Annotated in this window: 9 protein-coding genes; all 9 read left to right on the top strand. The window is 67.3% G+C overall.

The window, feature by feature from the left end:
* Nucleotides 1–47: 47 nt before the first annotated feature.
* The 9 genes from G4Z14_RS09580 (at nucleotide 48) to bfr (ending at nucleotide 16,231) form a co-directional block, all read left to right on the top strand.
* The gene (locus G4Z14_RS09580; protein ID WP_164625094.1) at nucleotides 48–6,440 is read left to right on the top strand and encodes a type I polyketide synthase; all 6,393 of its coding nucleotides are present in this window, start codon (nucleotides 48–50) and stop codon (nucleotides 6,438–6,440) included.
* Nucleotides 6,441–6,443: 3 nt separating this feature from the next.
* Nucleotides 6,444–7,445: a glycosyltransferase gene (locus G4Z14_RS09575; protein WP_164625092.1), complete on the top strand. Its 1,002-nt coding sequence runs from the start codon at nucleotides 6,444–6,446 to the stop codon at nucleotides 7,443–7,445.
* Between the two features lie 35 nt (nucleotides 7,446–7,480).
* Entirely contained in the window at nucleotides 7,481–11,983 is a 4,503-nt protein-coding gene (locus tag G4Z14_RS09570; RefSeq protein WP_164625090.1) for a MupA/Atu3671 family FMN-dependent luciferase-like monooxygenase, read from the top strand.
* 147 nt (nucleotides 11,984–12,130) lie between these two features.
* Nucleotides 12,131–12,343 carry a hypothetical protein gene (locus G4Z14_RS09565; RefSeq protein WP_164625088.1) on the top strand — a complete coding sequence of 71 codons (213 nt, stop codon included), beginning with the start codon at nucleotides 12,131–12,133 and terminating at the stop codon, nucleotides 12,341–12,343.
* Between the two features lie 44 nt (nucleotides 12,344–12,387).
* The gene (locus G4Z14_RS09560) at nucleotides 12,388–13,395 is read left to right on the top strand and encodes a P1 family peptidase (RefSeq protein WP_164625182.1); all 1,008 of its coding nucleotides are present in this window, start codon (nucleotides 12,388–12,390) and stop codon (nucleotides 13,393–13,395) included.
* 523 nt (nucleotides 13,396–13,918) lie between these two features.
* Complete coding sequence (gene hemP / locus G4Z14_RS09555) at nucleotides 13,919–14,056, top strand: hemin uptake protein HemP (protein WP_164625086.1); 138 nt, start codon at nucleotides 13,919–13,921, stop codon at nucleotides 14,054–14,056.
* A 10-nt stretch (nucleotides 14,057–14,066) separates the two neighbouring features.
* Nucleotides 14,067–15,323: an imelysin family protein gene (locus tag G4Z14_RS09550; RefSeq protein ID WP_164625084.1), complete on the top strand. Its 1,257-nt coding sequence runs from the start codon at nucleotides 14,067–14,069 to the stop codon at nucleotides 15,321–15,323.
* A 19-nt stretch (nucleotides 15,324–15,342) separates the two neighbouring features.
* A complete protein-coding gene (locus G4Z14_RS09545; RefSeq protein WP_164625082.1) occupies nucleotides 15,343–15,597 on the top strand; it encodes a (2Fe-2S)-binding protein in 255 nt (84 codons plus the stop codon).
* Nucleotides 15,598–15,745: 148 nt separating this feature from the next.
* Nucleotides 15,746–16,231, top strand: coding sequence for a bacterioferritin (gene bfr / locus G4Z14_RS09540; RefSeq protein ID WP_164625080.1), 486 nt, complete (start codon nucleotides 15,746–15,748; stop codon nucleotides 16,229–16,231).
* Nucleotides 16,232–16,304 lie beyond the last annotated feature (73 nt).

Below are 16,304 nucleotides of genomic sequence, written 5' to 3'. Positions count from 1 at the left end.
GTTTTAACGGGTTTTGCAGCTTTGGGTTGGGAAATGGTGGGCGCCAGATGACGGCTGAGGATCGCGCGGCGGGTATCGCCGGGGTCGGTATTGCAGATACCGATATTGCCGTCGTCGGCATGGCAGCACACCTGCCGGGGGCGTCCGACATCGCCGCCTATTGGGCCAACCTTGCCGCGGGCGTCGAATCGATCCGCGTCCTGTCGGAAGCAGAGCTTCTGGCCGCCGGAGAAAGTCCCGCCCGCCTGCGCAAGCCGCATTACGTTCCGGCCGCCGCGGTGCTGGAGGGGTTCGAAACCTTCGATGCCGATTTCTTCGGGTTTTCCCCGAAGGAGGCGGCGATCCTTGATCCGCAGCACCGCCAGTTCCTTGAGGTCGCCTGGGAGGCGCTGGAAAACGCCGCCCATCCGCCGGAACATTTCAAGGGCGCGATCGGGGTCTATGCCGGTTGTGGCATGGGGTCATATTTCTACTTCAACCTCTGTTCGAACCGCGATCTGGTCGATCAGACCGGCATGTTCCTGCTGCGCCATACCGGAAACGACAAGGATTTCCTCGCCACCCGCGTCAGCCATATCTTCGATCTGAAAGGGCCGTCGATCAACATGCAGACCGCCTGTTCCACCTCGCTGGTGGCGGTGCATTACGCGGCGCAGGCGCTTTTGAACGGCGAATGCGACATGGCGCTGGCGGGCGGCGTGACCATCGAACTGCCCCACGCGCGGGGCTATCTTTACACCGAGGGCGAGATCCTGTCGCCTGATGGCCATTGCCACGCCTTCGACCATCGCGCCCAAGGCACGGTGTTTGGTTCCGGCGCAGGCTGCGTGGTCTTGCGCCGGGCCAAGGATGCGATCCGTGACGGCGACCATATCTGGGCGATCCTGAAGGGGTCGGCGGTGAACAATGACGGCGCGGCCAAGGCGGGCTATCTCGCGCCTTCGGTCGACGGGCAGGCGCGCTGCATCGCCGAGGCGCAGGCGATTGCCGGGGTCGATGCCGCGAGCGTCAGCTATATCGAATGCCACGGCACCGGCACTTATCTGGGCGATCCGATCGAAGTGGCCGCCCTGACGCAGGCCTTCCGCGAGACAACCGATGCGGTGGGGACCTGCCGCATCGGCTCGGTCAAGACCAACATCGGGCATCTCGACACGGCGGCGGGGGTGGCGAGCCTCATCAAGGTGGCGCTGCAATTGCATCACCGGCAGATGGCGCCCAGCCTGGGTTATGAGGCGCCGAACCCTTCGATTGATTTCGAAACCTCTCCCTTCCGGGTGAATGACCGGCTGACCGACTGGCAGGCCCCCATCCTGCGCGCCGGGGTGAACTCGCTGGGGGTCGGCGGCACCAATGCCCATGCGGTGCTGGAGGAAGCCCCGCCGCGCGCGGCCTCCGAGGCCAGCATCTTTCCGTTCCAGCCGCTGGTAATTTCGGCCAAGTCCAAGGCCGCACTAGATGGTCAGGCCGCGCGGCTGGCAGCCCATCTGCGCACCCATCCTGAACAGCCTTTGGCGGATGTGGCCTATACCCTGAAGGAAGGTCGCCGCGCGTTTGAAAAGCGCCGGGTGATCGTGGCGGAAAGCCATGCCGAGGCGGCAAGCCTGCTGGAAGGTGCCGACGCCCGCCGGGTGTTCAACCATGACCACCTTGGCGAAAATCCCGAGGTCGTCTTCCTGTTTCCCGGCGGCGGCGCGCAATATGCCGGCATGGCGCGCGACCTTTACGAGACCGAGCCGGTCTTTGCCGACTGGATGGACAGGGGTCTGGCGGTTCTGGAGCCGCAGCTTGACTATGACATCCGCGCGCTCTGGCTGCCGGAAATGGGCGCCGAGGCGGCGGCGAATGCGGCGTTGAAACGGCCTTCGGTGCAACTGCCGCTGATCATGATTTGCGAATTTGCGCTGGCCAGACTTTACGAAAGCTGGGGCGTCACGCCCGCCGCGCTGGTCGGGCATTCGATGGGCGAGAACACTGCCGCAGCGCTGGCAGGCGTGATGAGTTTCGAGGACTGCATCGGGCTGGTGCTCTTGCGCGGGCGGCTTTTTGACACCATCGCGCCGGGCGGGATGCTGTCGGTTCCCCTGGCCGAAGCCGATCTGCGCCCGCATCTGACGGGTGATCTCGACATGGCCTCGGTCAATGCGCCGGGGTTGTGCGTGGTCTCCGGCCCCGATGCGGCGCTGAAAGCCTTGGCCGAGACGCTGGCGGTCGAGGGGGTGGAAACCAGCCGTATCGCCATCGACATCGCGGCGCACAGCCGGATGCTGGAGCCGATCCTGAAGCCTTTTGGCGATTATCTGCGGTCGATCCGGCTTTCCGCGCCGAGCCTGCCGATCATTTCGAACCGCACCGGGCTGGAGTTGACCGCCGCGCAGGCCACCGACCCGGACTATTGGGTGCAGCACCTGCGCAACACGGTGAATTTCCAGCCCTGCATGGCGGCGCTGATGGCTGATGGTCCGCGCGTCTATATGGAAATGGGGCCGGGCCGGGCGCTGTCATCGCTGGCGCAGGCCAATAGCGTTCCGGCGGGGCAGGTGGTCCCTGCCCTGCGCCATCCCGAACAGGCAATGGCCGATGACGCCTGGCACATCGGCACGATTGCCCGGCTCTGGGCCTGTGGCGTGGCGGTGGACTGGGAGCAGATCTGGGCCGGCGCGCGGCGCAACCGGGTGGTGCTGCCGAGCTATGCCTTCCAGCGAAAGCCTTATTTCATCGCGCCGGGCAAGGCGGCGGCGGTCGAGGCGCAGGCGCTTCCCGCCCGGATCGACGATCTGGCAAACTGGGGCTGGAAGCCGCATTGGAAACCGGTCTCCGCCGGGTTCGAGGCCGGCGATCTGGCCGAGGCCGGGCGGCAGAACTGGCTGATCTTCCTTGACGATCAGGGCCTTGGGGCCAGCGTCGCCAGCGCCCTGCGTGGCGCAGGCCATGAGGTGCGCTGCGTGCGCTCCGGTGATGCCTTTGGCCGTGAGGGGCAAGACTATGTGCTGGCCCCCGAACGCGGCCGCGAGGGCTATGACGCGCTGATCCGCGATCTGGTCGGCCATGGCCATTCGCCCTCCCGCATCGCGCATTTCTGGGGGGTGACCCGGGGCGAAAGCTTCCGCCCCGGGTCGTCCTTCCTGCACCGCAATCTGGAGCAGGGGTTCTATTCGCTGCTGTTCCTCGCGCAGGCCATGGCCGAGGAAAACCTGCCCCGGCCGATCCACCTGACCGCCTTCACCACCGGCGCGGCGCAGGTCAGGGACGAGCGGCTGGCCTATCCGGAAAAGGCAACCTTGCTTGGCCCGATGCGGGTGATCCCGCGGGAATTGCCGGGGGTGACAGTCTCGCTTTGCGATCTGGACTTGCCGCCCGCCCCACGTCGGGGACAGGTGGATCTGTCGGACCTTGTGCCCCGCGTGCTGGAAGAGCTTTGCCAGGACCCTGCCGAACGGATTTCCGCGCTGCGCGGGCCACGGCGCTATGAGCTGACCCTGAAACCGCAGGCCCTGCCCGAAACCAGACTGACCCTGCCGGACGGCGCCCATGTGATGATCACCGGCGGTTTCGGCGGCATCGGGCTGACCGTGGCCGAAGACCTGATCCGCCGCCATGGTGCCCGCATCACCCTGATCGCCCGCCGCGCCCTGCCCGAGCGCGCGACCTGGCCGCGCTATCTTGCGGCGCATGATCCGGGCAATCCGATCAGCCGCCGCATTCTGGCGCTGCAACGGCTGGAGGCGCTGGGCGGGCAGGTGCTGGTCGCCCCCGCCGATGTCTGCAACATGGAGGACATGGGCCGGGCGGTGCAGGCCGGCGAGGCGCGCTTTGGCAAGGTTCACGCCGTGATCCATGCGGCCGGCGTCGTCGATGACGGCCCCTTGATGCTGAAGGCCTCGGCGCAGGTCGAAGAGGTTTTCGCGCCCAAACTGCACGGCACGCAGGTTTTGAACCGGCTGTTTCCCGATGGCGCGATTGACCTGATGGTGCTGTTTTCCTCGACCTCCACTGTCACCGGACCGGCCGGGCAGATCGACTATGTGGCGGCCAACGAATACCTGAACGCCTTCGCCAGATCGCGGGCCGGCGGGAAAACCCGGGTGGTCGCGCTGAACTGGGGCATCTGGAGCGGCGTCGGCATGGCGGCCGAGGCTTTGGCCGACCGTACCGGCCGCCCGCCCGCGCCGATGGTGCCGGTCAAGGCGCCGATGATGGACGAGGCGGGGTTCGACGCCATGGGCAACCGGATGTTCGCCGCGCGCTATGGTTTGGACCGCTGGGTGCTGGACGGCCACCGCATCAAGGCGGGGCAGGCGCTGATCCCCGGCACCGCCTATCTGGAAATCGCCGCCGAGGCGATGCGGGCGCAGGGCGAGGTCGGCGGGTTCGAACTGCGCGATCTCTACTTCTTCCGCCCGCTAGCCGTGGCCGGCGATGAGGTGCGGGGGGTGCGGGCCAAGCTGATCCGCAGCGATGAGGGTTACGGGTTCGAACTGCGCTCCGAGGCGAGCGGGCGCGGCCGCACCGGCTGGCAGCTTCATGCGCAAGCCCGCGTGCTGCCGGTTGCCGCCGCAGCGCGCCGCATTGACGTGGCGGCCATCGCTGCCCGCCTGCCGGCACCGGAAACCGGCGAGGGGCTAGCCAGTCCGCAGGAAGCCCATCTCGACTTTGGCCCGCGTTGGCGGGTGCTGCGCTCGCGGACCACCGGGGCCGGCGAGGGGCTGGCGACTTTGGCCCTGCCTGCCGCCTTCCGCGCCGAGGCCGGGGATTGGCTGATCCATCCGGCGCTGATGGATATGGCGACCGGCTGGGCGATGGCACTGATCCGGGGCTATCGCCCCGACACGCTCTGGGTGCCGGTGTCCTATGGCATGGTGCGCGTGCATCGGCCCCTGCCGGCCGAGATCGTCAGCCATGTTGTCAGCGCCGCCGACAACCGCGCCGAGGGCGCGACGGCGACGTTTGACGTCACGCTGGCCACGCCCGAGGGTGAGGTGTGCATCGAGGTCGAGGGCTTCTCGATCCGCAAACTGGACGGGCCGTTGCAGTTCGGCCAGCCCGACCCGCGCGAGCTGGAGTTTGACGACGGTCTGGCGCAGGCCAAAATGCTGTCGCCGGCCGAGGACCGGCTGCTGCATGCCTTCTCACAAGGCATCCGTCCCGAGGAAGGCGCCGAGGCCTTTGCCCGCGCCGTGGCGTTGGGGCAAAGCCAGATCATCGTCTCCTCGCTCGATCTGCCGGCGCTGGTGCGCCAGACCGCCGAGGCCGAGGCGGCAAAGGTTGAAGGCCAGTCCTTCGATCGCCCCGATCTTGACACCGCCTATGTCGCGCCGCGCACCGACATCGAGCGCACGCTGGTCGGCTTCTGGCAGGAACTTCTGGGCGTGGGGCAGGTCGGCGTCGAGGACAGCTTCTTTGACCTTGGCGGCCACAGCCTGATTGCGGTGCGGCTTTTTGCCATGGTGAAGAAGGCCTGGCGCGTCGATTTCCCGATCTCGATCCTGTTCGAGGCCCCGACAGTGGCCGCCTGCGCCGCGCTGATTGCCGGGCAGGTGGGCGAGACGGGCAATGTCGACAGCCCGGCGAAACCGGCCGCGCCGGTGCGGCGCTTCACCCATCTGGTGCCGATGCATCAGGGCGAGGGCGGGTCACGCCAGCCCTTCTTCCTTGTCGCCGGCATGTTCGGCAATGTGCTGAACCTGCGGCATCTGGCGCAGCTTCTGGGCGGCGACCGGCCGTTCTTCGGGCTTCAGGCGCGTGGGCTGCTGGGCGATCAGGCCCCGCATGCGACCCTGCCCGAAGCGGCGGCCGATTACATCGCCGAGATGCGGCAGGTTCAACCGCAGGGCCCCTACATGCTGGGCGGGTTCTCGGGCGGCGGGCTGACCGCGTGGGAAATGGCCCGCCAGCTTGCGGCGGCGGGCGAGGAGGTGTCGCTTCTGGTGCTGCTCGACACGCCCTTGCCGATGCGCCCGGCGCTGTCGCGCGCCGACAAGGCGGCGATAAAGCTTGCCGAACTGCGCGCCGGGGGGCCGGGCTATCTGGTCAGATGGGCGAGAAACCGCTGGGCCTGGGAACTGCAGAAGCGCCGACCGAAGGCGCGCGAGGACAGCCCGGTCCAGTTTCACAACGCCGCGATCGAGGCGGCCTTCCGTCAGGCGATCTCGGTCTATGACTTGCCGGTGCGCAACGGGGCGACAGTGCTGTTCCGCCCGCCGCTGGACCGCAAATGGCCGGTGACGGGGGGCAGCTGGGTATCCGCCGCCAAGGAATATGTCTTTGCCGACAATGACCTGACCCGCTTTGCCCCGGCGCTTGAGGTGATCGAGGTGCCGGGCGACCATGACAGCATGGTGCTGGAGCCGAATGTGCGGGTGATGGCGGCGCGGCTGAAGGCGGTGATCGCCCGCGCCGAAGGGGAAACGTCGAATGTCATTTCTCTTGCGGCGGAGTAGGCCATGCCGCGGCTCCTGACGATCATCCTCAACTGGCGCACCCCCGACATGACGCTGCAATCGGTCGAGGCGGCGCTGGTGGCGCTGCACGGCATCGAGGGCGCGCTGGTGGTGGTGGACAACGACTCCGGCGACGGCTCGTTCGACAGGCTGTCGGCGGCGGTGGCCGCGCGCGGCTGGGACACGGGGCCGCAACAGGTGCGCGTGCTGCAATCGGGCCGCAACGGCGGCTTTGGCGCGGGCAACAACTTCGGCATCCGGGCGGGTCTGCCGGATGGGAGCCGGCCCGATTACGTCTACATCCTGAACTCCGACGCCTTCCCCGCGCCAGAGGCCATTGCCGCGCTGCTCGCCCATCTCGAAAGCCACCCCGCAACGGGCCTTGCCGGCAGTTTCATCCATGGCCCCGAGGGCGAGCCGCACCGCACCGCCTTCCGCTTCCCCTCGATCCTTGGCGAGTTCGAGCAGAACATCCGTTTCGGCCCGGTCTCGCGCCTGCTCCGCCGCTGGATCGTGGCGCAGCCCTTGCCGACCCGGACCACCCGCGTTGACTGGCTGGCCGGCGCCAGCCTGATGATGCGGCAAAGCGTGCTGGAGCGGATCGGGCTCTTCGATGAGACCTTCTTTCTTTATTACGAGGAAACCGACCTGTGCCGCCGCGCCGCGCTGGCGGGCTGGCCGACCGATTATGTCGTGGAAAGCCGGGTGGCGCATATCGGCTCGGTGTCGACCGGCATGAAGACATGGGCGCGCATCCCGCAATTCTGGCTGGACTCGCGGCTGCATTACTATGTCAAGAACCATGGCCGCGCCTATGCCTTCGCCGCCACGCTGGCGACGCTGGCGGGGGGCGCGCTGTGGCGGGCGCGGCTCTTGGTGCAGCGCAAGGACCGGGGCGACCCGCCGCTTTACTTGCGTGATCTTGTCGCACACGGGCTGCGCGCCATGCTGCGGCCCAGTTTTCCGGGCAAAAAGCCTGCAATCAAGACCCGCCCCGCCGAATAGGGGCTGCCGCGCCATGGCGCGGGAAGGAGTGTGGAATGTCTGTGTTTTCCGCTTTGCTGATTGGCAACCAGAGTCTGACCAGCCAGTGCGGGCAGGTGCTGCTTGACCGCGGCCACCGGATTGCGGCCGTGGTGACCGGCAATGCCGAGGTCCGGAAATGGGCCTTGGCCAGGGGGCTGACGGTGGCGGCGGATTGGGCCGGGGTTTCCGGCATGACGGTCGACTGGCTCTTGTCGGTGGCGAACCTGTCGGTGATCCCGGAACAGGTGCTGGCCATGGCCCGCAAGGGCGCGGTCAACTTCCATGACGGACCTTTGCCGCGCCATGCCGGGCTGAACGCGCCGGTCTGGGCTATCCTGCAAGGCGAGGCGCAGCACGGCATCACCTGGCACCTGATCGAGGGCGGGGTGGACGAGGGCGACATTCTGGAGCAGCGCCTGTTCGACATCGCCCCGACCGATACTGCCCTGACGCTGAACACCCGCTGCTTCGAGGCCGGGATCGAGTCGTTCCCGGCGCTGGTTTCCCAGCTTGAAACCGGGCTGCGGCGGGCGGCGCAAGACCTGAGCCGGCGCTCGCTGCACCGGCGCGATGACCGGCCCGCGGCGATGGGGCGGATTGATTTTGCGAGGCCCGCCGCCGAGGTGGTGCGGCTGGTGCGCGCTCTGGACCATGGCCGCTACTGGAACCCGCTGTCCACCGCGAAGATTGCAACGGCGGCCCGCGTGCTGAATGTCGGCAGCGCCGAGCTGGCCGAAGGCGCCAGTGCGCCGGGGCAGGTGTTGTCGGCCACGCCCGAGGGGCTGGTGGTGGCCTGTGCGGAGGGCGCAGTGCGGCTGAACCGGCTGACCTGTCAGGAGAAGGGCGGGGCGGTCTGTCCCTCGACCGTCCCTGACGCAAGGCTGCCGGCGCTGACTGATGCCGATGGCCTGACGGCCGCGCTTGCCGCCCTGGTGCCGGGCGAAGGGGCGATCCGGCGGGCCTTGCAGCGGCTGAACCCGGCGCAGGTGCCGGGGGCGGGGCCTGCGGGCGTCGCCAACTGGCACAGCCTGCCCTTGTCGGGTGATCCGGCAATCCTCGCGCTCGCCACTCTGCGCGCGCTGGGCCAACCGGCCATGGATTTCGCCTTGGCGGGCAAGGGCCTGCCCGGCTATTTCAGCGCCTGGGTTCCGGTTTCCGCCGCCGCAGAAGGCAGCATTGCCGAAGCCCGCGCAGCAATGGATGGCGCGCTTGGCAAGGCCCGGAGGTTCCCGGCCTTCGCGCTGGACCTGATGACGCGCGACAGCGCGCTTCAGGGGCTGGCCGCGCCGCAGATCGCCTTGGGCGAAACTCCGCTGGAGGGAACGGTCCTTACTCTGGCGGCGACCGCCCTGCACTACGACGCCGCTCGCCTGCCCGAAGCCGAGGCCAAGGCGCTGGCGGCGCGTATCGCGCATGTGGCGGCCGAACTCGCCCGCCTGCCGGCGGAAACCCCGCTGGCCGACGTCTCGGCCCTGACCGAAGCCGAACGCGCGCAGGTCTTGCACGGCAATAACGCCACCCTCGCCCCGCGCGCGCCGACCACCATCCATCAGGCCTTCGAGGCGCAGGCCGCGAAAACCCCCGAGGCCGTGGCGCTGGTCTGCGAGGGCCAGAGCCTGAGCTATGCCCAGTTGAACGCCCGGGCGAACAAGGTAGCCCATACGCTGATCGGCATGGGCGTCACCCCCGGCACGCTGGTCGGCCTCTGCACCCGGCGCAGCCTTGATCTGCTGGTCGGTGCCTTGGGCATCCAAAAGGCGGGCGGCGCCTATGTGCCGATGGACCCGGCCTATCCCGCCGACCGTCTCGCGCTGTTCATCGAGGATTCGGCCTGCCCGGTGGTGGTGACGCAATCGGGCATCGCACTTCCCGCGCACGCCGCGCAGGTCCTGGAACTTGATACCGACGGGCGCATCCCGGCGGCCCCGGCGCCCAACCCGGAAACCGCCGTCACGCCCGCCGATCTGGCCTATATGATCTATACCTCCGGCTCCACCGGGCGGCCCAAGGGGGTGATGGTCGAACACCGCAATGTGGCGAATTTCTTCACCGGCATGGACAGCCGCATCGGCTTCGAGCCGGGGGTCTGGCTTGCCGTCACCTCGCTGTCGTTCGACATTTCGGTGCTGGAACTGTTCTGGACGCTGGCGCGCGGCTTCAAGGTGGTGATCTCCTCTGATGAAAACCGGGCATTGGTGGCGTCGGGGCGGATTGCCAGCGCCCAGAAGATGGATTTCTCGCTGTATTACTGGGGCAATGACGACGGGCAGGGGCCGAAGAAATACGAACTGCTGCTCGAAGGCGCGCGTTTTGCCGACAGCCACGGCTTCGTGGCAGTCTGGACGCCCGAGCGGCATTTCCACGCCTTTGGTGGGCCTTACCCGAATCCGTCGGTGACGGGGGCGGCGGTGGCGGCGGTGACAAAGAACCTTGGCGTGCGCGCCGGGTCTTGCGTGGTGCCCTTGCACCATCCGGTGCGGGTGGCCGAGGAATGGGCGGTGATCGACAACCTGACCAATGGCCGCGCCGGGCTGGCGGTGGCCTCGGGCTGGCACCCCGACGATTTCGTGCTGCGGCCCGAGAATACTCCGCCCGCCAACCGCGACGCGACTTTCGCCGCCACCGAGCAGATCCGCCGGCTGTGGCGCGGCGAGACGGTGGAATTCCCGACGGCAAACGGCGGCAGTTTCGGCGTGGTCAGCCAGCCGCGGCCGGTGTCGCCGGATTTGCCAATCTGGGTGACGACCGCCGGCAACCCCGCCACATGGCGTGAGGCCGGCGAGATTGGCGCCCATGTACTGACCCACCTTCTCGGCCAGTCGATCGACGAGGTTGCGGGCAAGATCGCGCTTTACCACGAGGCGCTGCGCAAGGCGGGCCACGACCCGGCGCAGTTCACCGTCACCCTGATGCTGCACACCTATGTCGGCCGTGACCGCGAACAGGTGCGGCGCACCGCGGAAGGCCCGATGAAGGCCTATCTCGGGGCGGCGGCCAATCTGGTCAAGCAATACGCCTGGGCCTTCCCGGCCTTCAAGCGCCCGCCGGGGGTGACGAACCCGATGGAGATCGACACCCGGCAGCTGTCGCCCGAGGAAACCGAGGCAATCCTCGATTTCGCCTTCCAGCGCTATTTCGAGGAGTCGGGCCTGTTCGGCACGGTCGAAGATGCCCTTGCCCGCGTGGAGCAGCTAAAGCGCATCGGCGTGACCGAAGTGGCCTGTCTGGTCGACTACGGCATCGCGCCGGAAAAGGTGCTGGAGGGGCTTTATCCCTTGGCCGAAGTTGTCAAACGCGCCAATTCCGGCGGTGGGGTGGAGGAGGGCGACTATTCCATCGCCGCCCAGATCATCCGCCATGGCGTGACACATCTGCAATGCACCCCGTCAATGGCGCGGATGCTGGCGATGAACGACGAGGCGCGGATGGCGCTGTCCGGCGTCAAGACCCTGATGCTCGGCGGCGAAGCCCTGCCGGGGGCGCTGGTCAGCGACCTGCGCAAGGCGACATCGGCGCGTCTGCTGAACATGTATGGTCCGACCGAAACGACGATCTGGTCCTCGGTGAATGCGGTGACCGGGGCGGAAGCGACTGCCAATATCGGCACACCTCTGGCCAACCAGCAGATGTATGTGCTGGACGACGCCATGGCCCCGGTGCCGCCCGGCACGGCGGGGGAGCTTTGGATCGGCGGCGATGGCGTGACGCGCGGCTACTGGCAGCGCCCGGATCTGACCGAGGACCGCTTCAAGCCCGATCCCTTCGTCACGCCCGACCGGGCCTGCCCTTGGGGTGCGCGGATCTACCGGACCGGAGACCTCGTGCGGTGGCGGGCCGATGGGCGGCTGGATTTTCTGGGTCGGGCGGATTTTCAGGTAAAACTGCGCGGCTTCCGCATCGAACTCGGTGAGATCGAGGCGGTACTGGAGGCCCGGCCCGGCGTGAAACAGGCCGTCGTGCTGGCGCGCGAGGACAGCCCCGGCGATCTGCGGCTGGTGGCCTATGTCGTTGGCCCGGCGCAGGAGGCGGCGCTGCGGGCGGACCTGGCGGTCCTGCTGCCGGAACACATGGTGCCGGCGCATTTCGTGACGCTGGCCGAAATGCCGCTGACCCCCAACCGCAAGGTCGACCGCAAGGCGCTGCCCGCCCCCTCTGCCGCGCCCGTGGCAGAGGCCTTCGTGGCGCCGGAAAGTGACATCGAGGCGCAACTGGCGGCAATCTGGGGCCGGATTCTCGGTGTGCCCAAAGTGGGGGCCAAGGACAATTTCTTTGCCCTCGGCGGACATTCCCTGCTGGCGGTGCAGGCGCACCGAGAAATCCGCGAGCAGTTGAACGCGCCCAAGCTGTCGATCACCGACATCTTCCGCTTCCCGGTTCTGTCGGCGCTGGCACGGCATCTGGACGACAAGCCAAAGGCCGCGCCGCCGGCTGCTGCTCCGGTCAACGACCGGGCCGAGGCGCGGTCGGACGCCATGGCGCGGCGCATGGCGATGCGGGCACGGCGCGAGGAGGCCTGAAAAGACCGGCAAGGGCAAATGATGTATGCAAAAGAATCTTTTCTGCAGCGGACATCAGATGCAAGATTCCTGATGCAAGTTTGAAAGGCTTTGCTACCTATTGTCGCAGAGAGACAATCTGTCGCGGCACTGCGGGGAGGCAGGACCATGAACAAACTCATCGCGCTGATCTGTGTCATCAGCTGGGCCGGGTTCTGGTCCTTTGGCTATCTGGCACTGTCGGCGTCGAATTTCGAGGACGGGCAGGTGATCCTTGCCGCCGCCTTGGCCTTCGCAGGCTTCATCACCGGGATCTTTGCCTATATGTGGCTGGTCAGGGCGAAGCCCGTCGATTACCGCCGCGTGACCCAAGGCGCTTGAAAGGCGGCGCCTGAAGGCCAGCGCTTCAGGAAAGGCGCACTGCTCTGCAACCGGGACCGAAGAACCTCATCACCGATGTCGAAGGCCTGCGCGTCGGCCATGCGCAGGATGCGCGGCTGCGCTCCGGCTGCACGGTGCTGGTGGGCGAGCGCCCCTTCGCGGCGGCAGTGAACGTGATGGGGGGCGCACCGGGCACGCGCGAGACCGACCTTCTGGCGCCCGACCGTCTGGTGCAGGAGGTCGATGCGCTGGTGCTGTCGGGCGGGTCGGCCTTTGGGCTGGATGCCTGTTCGGGGGTGGCGGACGGGCTGCGCGCCATGGGGCGGGGCTTTGCGGTGGGCGATCAGCGGGTGCCGATCGTGCCGGGGGCGATCCTGTTTGATCTGCTGAACGGCGGCGACAAGGGCTGGCAGCGCAATCCCTATGCCGATCTGGGGCTGGCGGCCTTGCAGGCGGCGGCGGCGGAGTTTGCCCTTGGCACGGCAGGCGCGGGCTATGGCGCCCTGACCGGGCGCTGGAAGGGCGGGCTGGGCAGCGCCTCGGCGGTGCTGGACAGCGGCATCACCGTAGGGGCGCTGGTGGCGGTCAACGCGCTGGGCAGCGCCACCATCGGCGAGGGGCCGGGCTTTTGGGCGCATCCGTTTGAATTGGGCAGAGAGTTTGGCGGTCTGGGCGGGCAAGGGGCCCATGATCCCAGCCTTGAACCCGAGCCGATGAAACGCATGGGCGAGGCGACGACCATCGCCATCGTTGCCACTGATGCCCGGTTGACGCAGGCCGAGTGCCAGCGCATGGCCACGGCGGCGCAGGACGGCATGGCACGGGCGCTGGTGCCATCGCACACGCCCTTGGACGGCGATCTGGTCTTTGCCGCCGCCACCGGTGCGCGGGTCATGGCCGACCCTTTGCGCGACCGCTTCCAGATCGGCCACGCGGCTGCCGCCTGCCTTGCCCGGGCCATTGCGAGGGCGATCTATCTGGCGCGGCCGTTGCCGGGCGACCGGCAGCCGGCCTGGTCGGCGGTGCATGGTCAGGCCGGTTCGGCGGATTGAGCCGCGAACCCCGGGCGTTTTGCGGCGCGGTGGTCAGAGCAATGCGGCAGCCATGGGCCGCGCGCAGGTGTTCGGCGGTCGGCGCGGCTTCGGGTGGACCAGCCGCATCACCTGCCACGGGCCACCAAGGTCAAGGCTGGCGGCGGCTCGTCCCGAGACAGCCGATGCAGACCATCTGGCGCGACGGATATCCAGACCTGCGCCTGCGCCGATGGCGGTCCCGGATACCTTGCCGAGGGTATCTGCGGGTGGTGCTCGTCGGGCCAGAGCCTGCGCCCCCTGACGGGGCTGTGCGCGACGGCTCCTCCGCCGTCATCGGGAAATGTCCACGTCTAATCTGAGAAAAAGAATCGGCTTTACAGAAAAGCTTTTTTGTCGGAAATAGGGGCCAAGCCCAAGCCAGCCCGCCCGACGGGTCAGCCGGACGCCCCTTTGACCGGATCTGCCCGATGCCCGACGTCCCAGAGTTTCCCGAACGCACCCCTTTTGTTGCACCGGGTCGGTCGATGACACCGGCCCGGACATGACCGCCTTTGATGCCACGCCACTGCACGATGCCACCGCGCTGACAGCGGGGGGACGGGTGGCGCGCATCCATCTTAACGGCCAGCTTTATGCCCTGCGGATCACGCGGGCGGGCAAGCTGATCCTGACCAAGTAAAGGACCACTGATGACCCGTTTTCTAACCGCAGCACTTCTGTCCACCGCGCTGACTTCCCCCACCTTTGCCGCCGAGCCGGCCGAGGTGGTAACACATTACGCCGACCTCGCGGCGGCCAAGTACGGTGACAGCCTGACGACGGCGCAGGCGCTGCAGGCCGCAGTCGGCGCGCTGATCGCCGCGCCGTCCGAAGACACGCTGAACACCGCAAAAGAGGCGTGGCTCGCCGCCCGCGTGCCCTATCAACAGACCGAGGTGTTCCGCTTTGGCAACGCAGTCGTCGACGACTGGGAAGGCAAGGTCAACGCCTGGCCGCTGGACGAAGGGTTGATCGACTATGTCGCCGAAGGCTCGGCGGTGAACGAGGAAAACACCCACGCGGGCCTTAATGTGATCGCCACGCCGAAGTTCACCCTGTCGGGCACCGAGGTCGACGCCACTGCGATCACCCCCGAGCTGATCTCGGGCACGCTGCACGAAGCCGACGGGATCGAGGCCAATGTCGCCTCGGGCTATCACGCCATCGAATTCCTGCTCTGGGGGCAGGACCTGAACGGCACGGGCGCCGGCGCGGGCGCCCGCCCGTTCACCGACTTTGCGGCAGGCGATGCCTGTACCGGCGGCAACTGCGACCGTCGGGCGGCCTATCTGAAGGCGGCGGCCGACCTGCTGGTGTCGGATCTGGAGTTCATGGCCGCGCAATGGGCCGAAGGCGGCGCCGGGCGCACGGCGGTCACCGCAGATCCGAACGCGGGTCTTCTGGCCATGCTGACCGGGATGGGCAGCCTGTCCTACGGCGAACAGGCGGGCGAGCGGATGAAGCTGGGCCTGATGCTGAACGACCCCGAGGAAGAGCATGACTGCTTCTCCGACAACACCCACAACAGCCATTTCTATGATGGGCTTGGCATTCGCGATGTCTACCTTGGCCAGTATACCCGGATCGACGGCACCCAGATGACCGGCCCGTCGCTGTCGGATCTGGTGGCGGTCAAGGACGCCGCAGTCGACAGCCAGCTGAAAACCGAGCTGGACGCCTCGGTCGCCGCCCTGCAGGCGATCAAGACTGCCGCCGAAGGCGGGCTTGCCTATGACCAGATGCTTGAGGCAGGCAACAAGGACGGCGAGGCGCTCATCATGGGGGCGGTCAATGCGCTGGTGACACAGACCGCATCGATCGAACGGGCGGTCGCGGCGCTGGGCCTGTCGAAGGTCGACTTCGAAGGGTCGGACAGCCTCGACAATCCGAACGCCGTGTTCCAGTAAACCAAAGGGGACCGCCGCCATGATGGTCTGCCATTGCATGACGATCACCGACCATGACATCCGCGCCGCGGTGGACTGGATGCGGGCGGCCGACGCTGACACGGTCATCACCCCCGGCAAGGTCTATCACGCGCTTGGCAAACGGGCGGACTGCGGCGGCTGCATGCCGCTGTTTCTTGACACCCTGCGGCAAAGCGAGGGCTTCTCGGTGCCCGGCGTCGATGCGCCGCCGCGGCTGCCCCGGCGGGCGATCCGCTCGATTGCCGGAAGGTAGAGTCAAACTCTCGGATCTGGAAATATTCTAAAGGAGCCGCCCGCCCCATGGACAGAACCATGGGGCGGGTTTACCTTTTGCGGGCCAAGCCACGGCCTTTGCCTCAGCCAGGTGTTTTCTCAAACCCAGCCACAGGAAGGACAAGCCCATGAAAGGCGACGCCAAGGTCATCGAGTATCTCAATGCCGCGCTGCGATCGGAATTGACCGCCGTCAGCCAGTACTGGCTGCATTTCCGCCTGCAGGAAGACTGGGGCTTTGGCCATCTGGCCGCGAAAAGCCGGGCCGAAAGCATCGAGGAGATGCACCACGCCGACCGGCTGATCGCCCGCATCATCTTTCTGGAAGGCCATCCGAACCTGCAAAAGCTGGACAGTCTGCGCATCGGCCAGACCCTGCGCGAGACGCTGGAATGCGACCTGGCCGGCGAACATGACGCGCGCACCCTGTATATCGAGGCGCGGCGGCATTGCGACACGGTGGGCGACTATGTCAGCCGGGCGCTGTTTGACGAGCTGATCGCCGATGAGGAAGGCCACATCGACTTTCTCGAAACGCAGCTTGGGCTTTACGACAAACTGGGCGACGAGAAATACGGGATGCTCAATGCCAAGCCTGCCGATCAGGCCGAATAGCGACCCGGAGTCGCAGGCGCGCTTTCTGATTGAAACAGTCGGGAATTGAGTGCAGGAAGGCGGCCACAAGAGG

The organism is Tabrizicola oligotrophica (assembly GCF_011008935.1).
Lineage (GTDB): Bacteria > Pseudomonadota > Alphaproteobacteria > Rhodobacterales > Rhodobacteraceae > Tabrizicola_A > Tabrizicola_A oligotrophica.
This window is presented reverse-complemented; position numbering and strand designations above follow the sequence as displayed.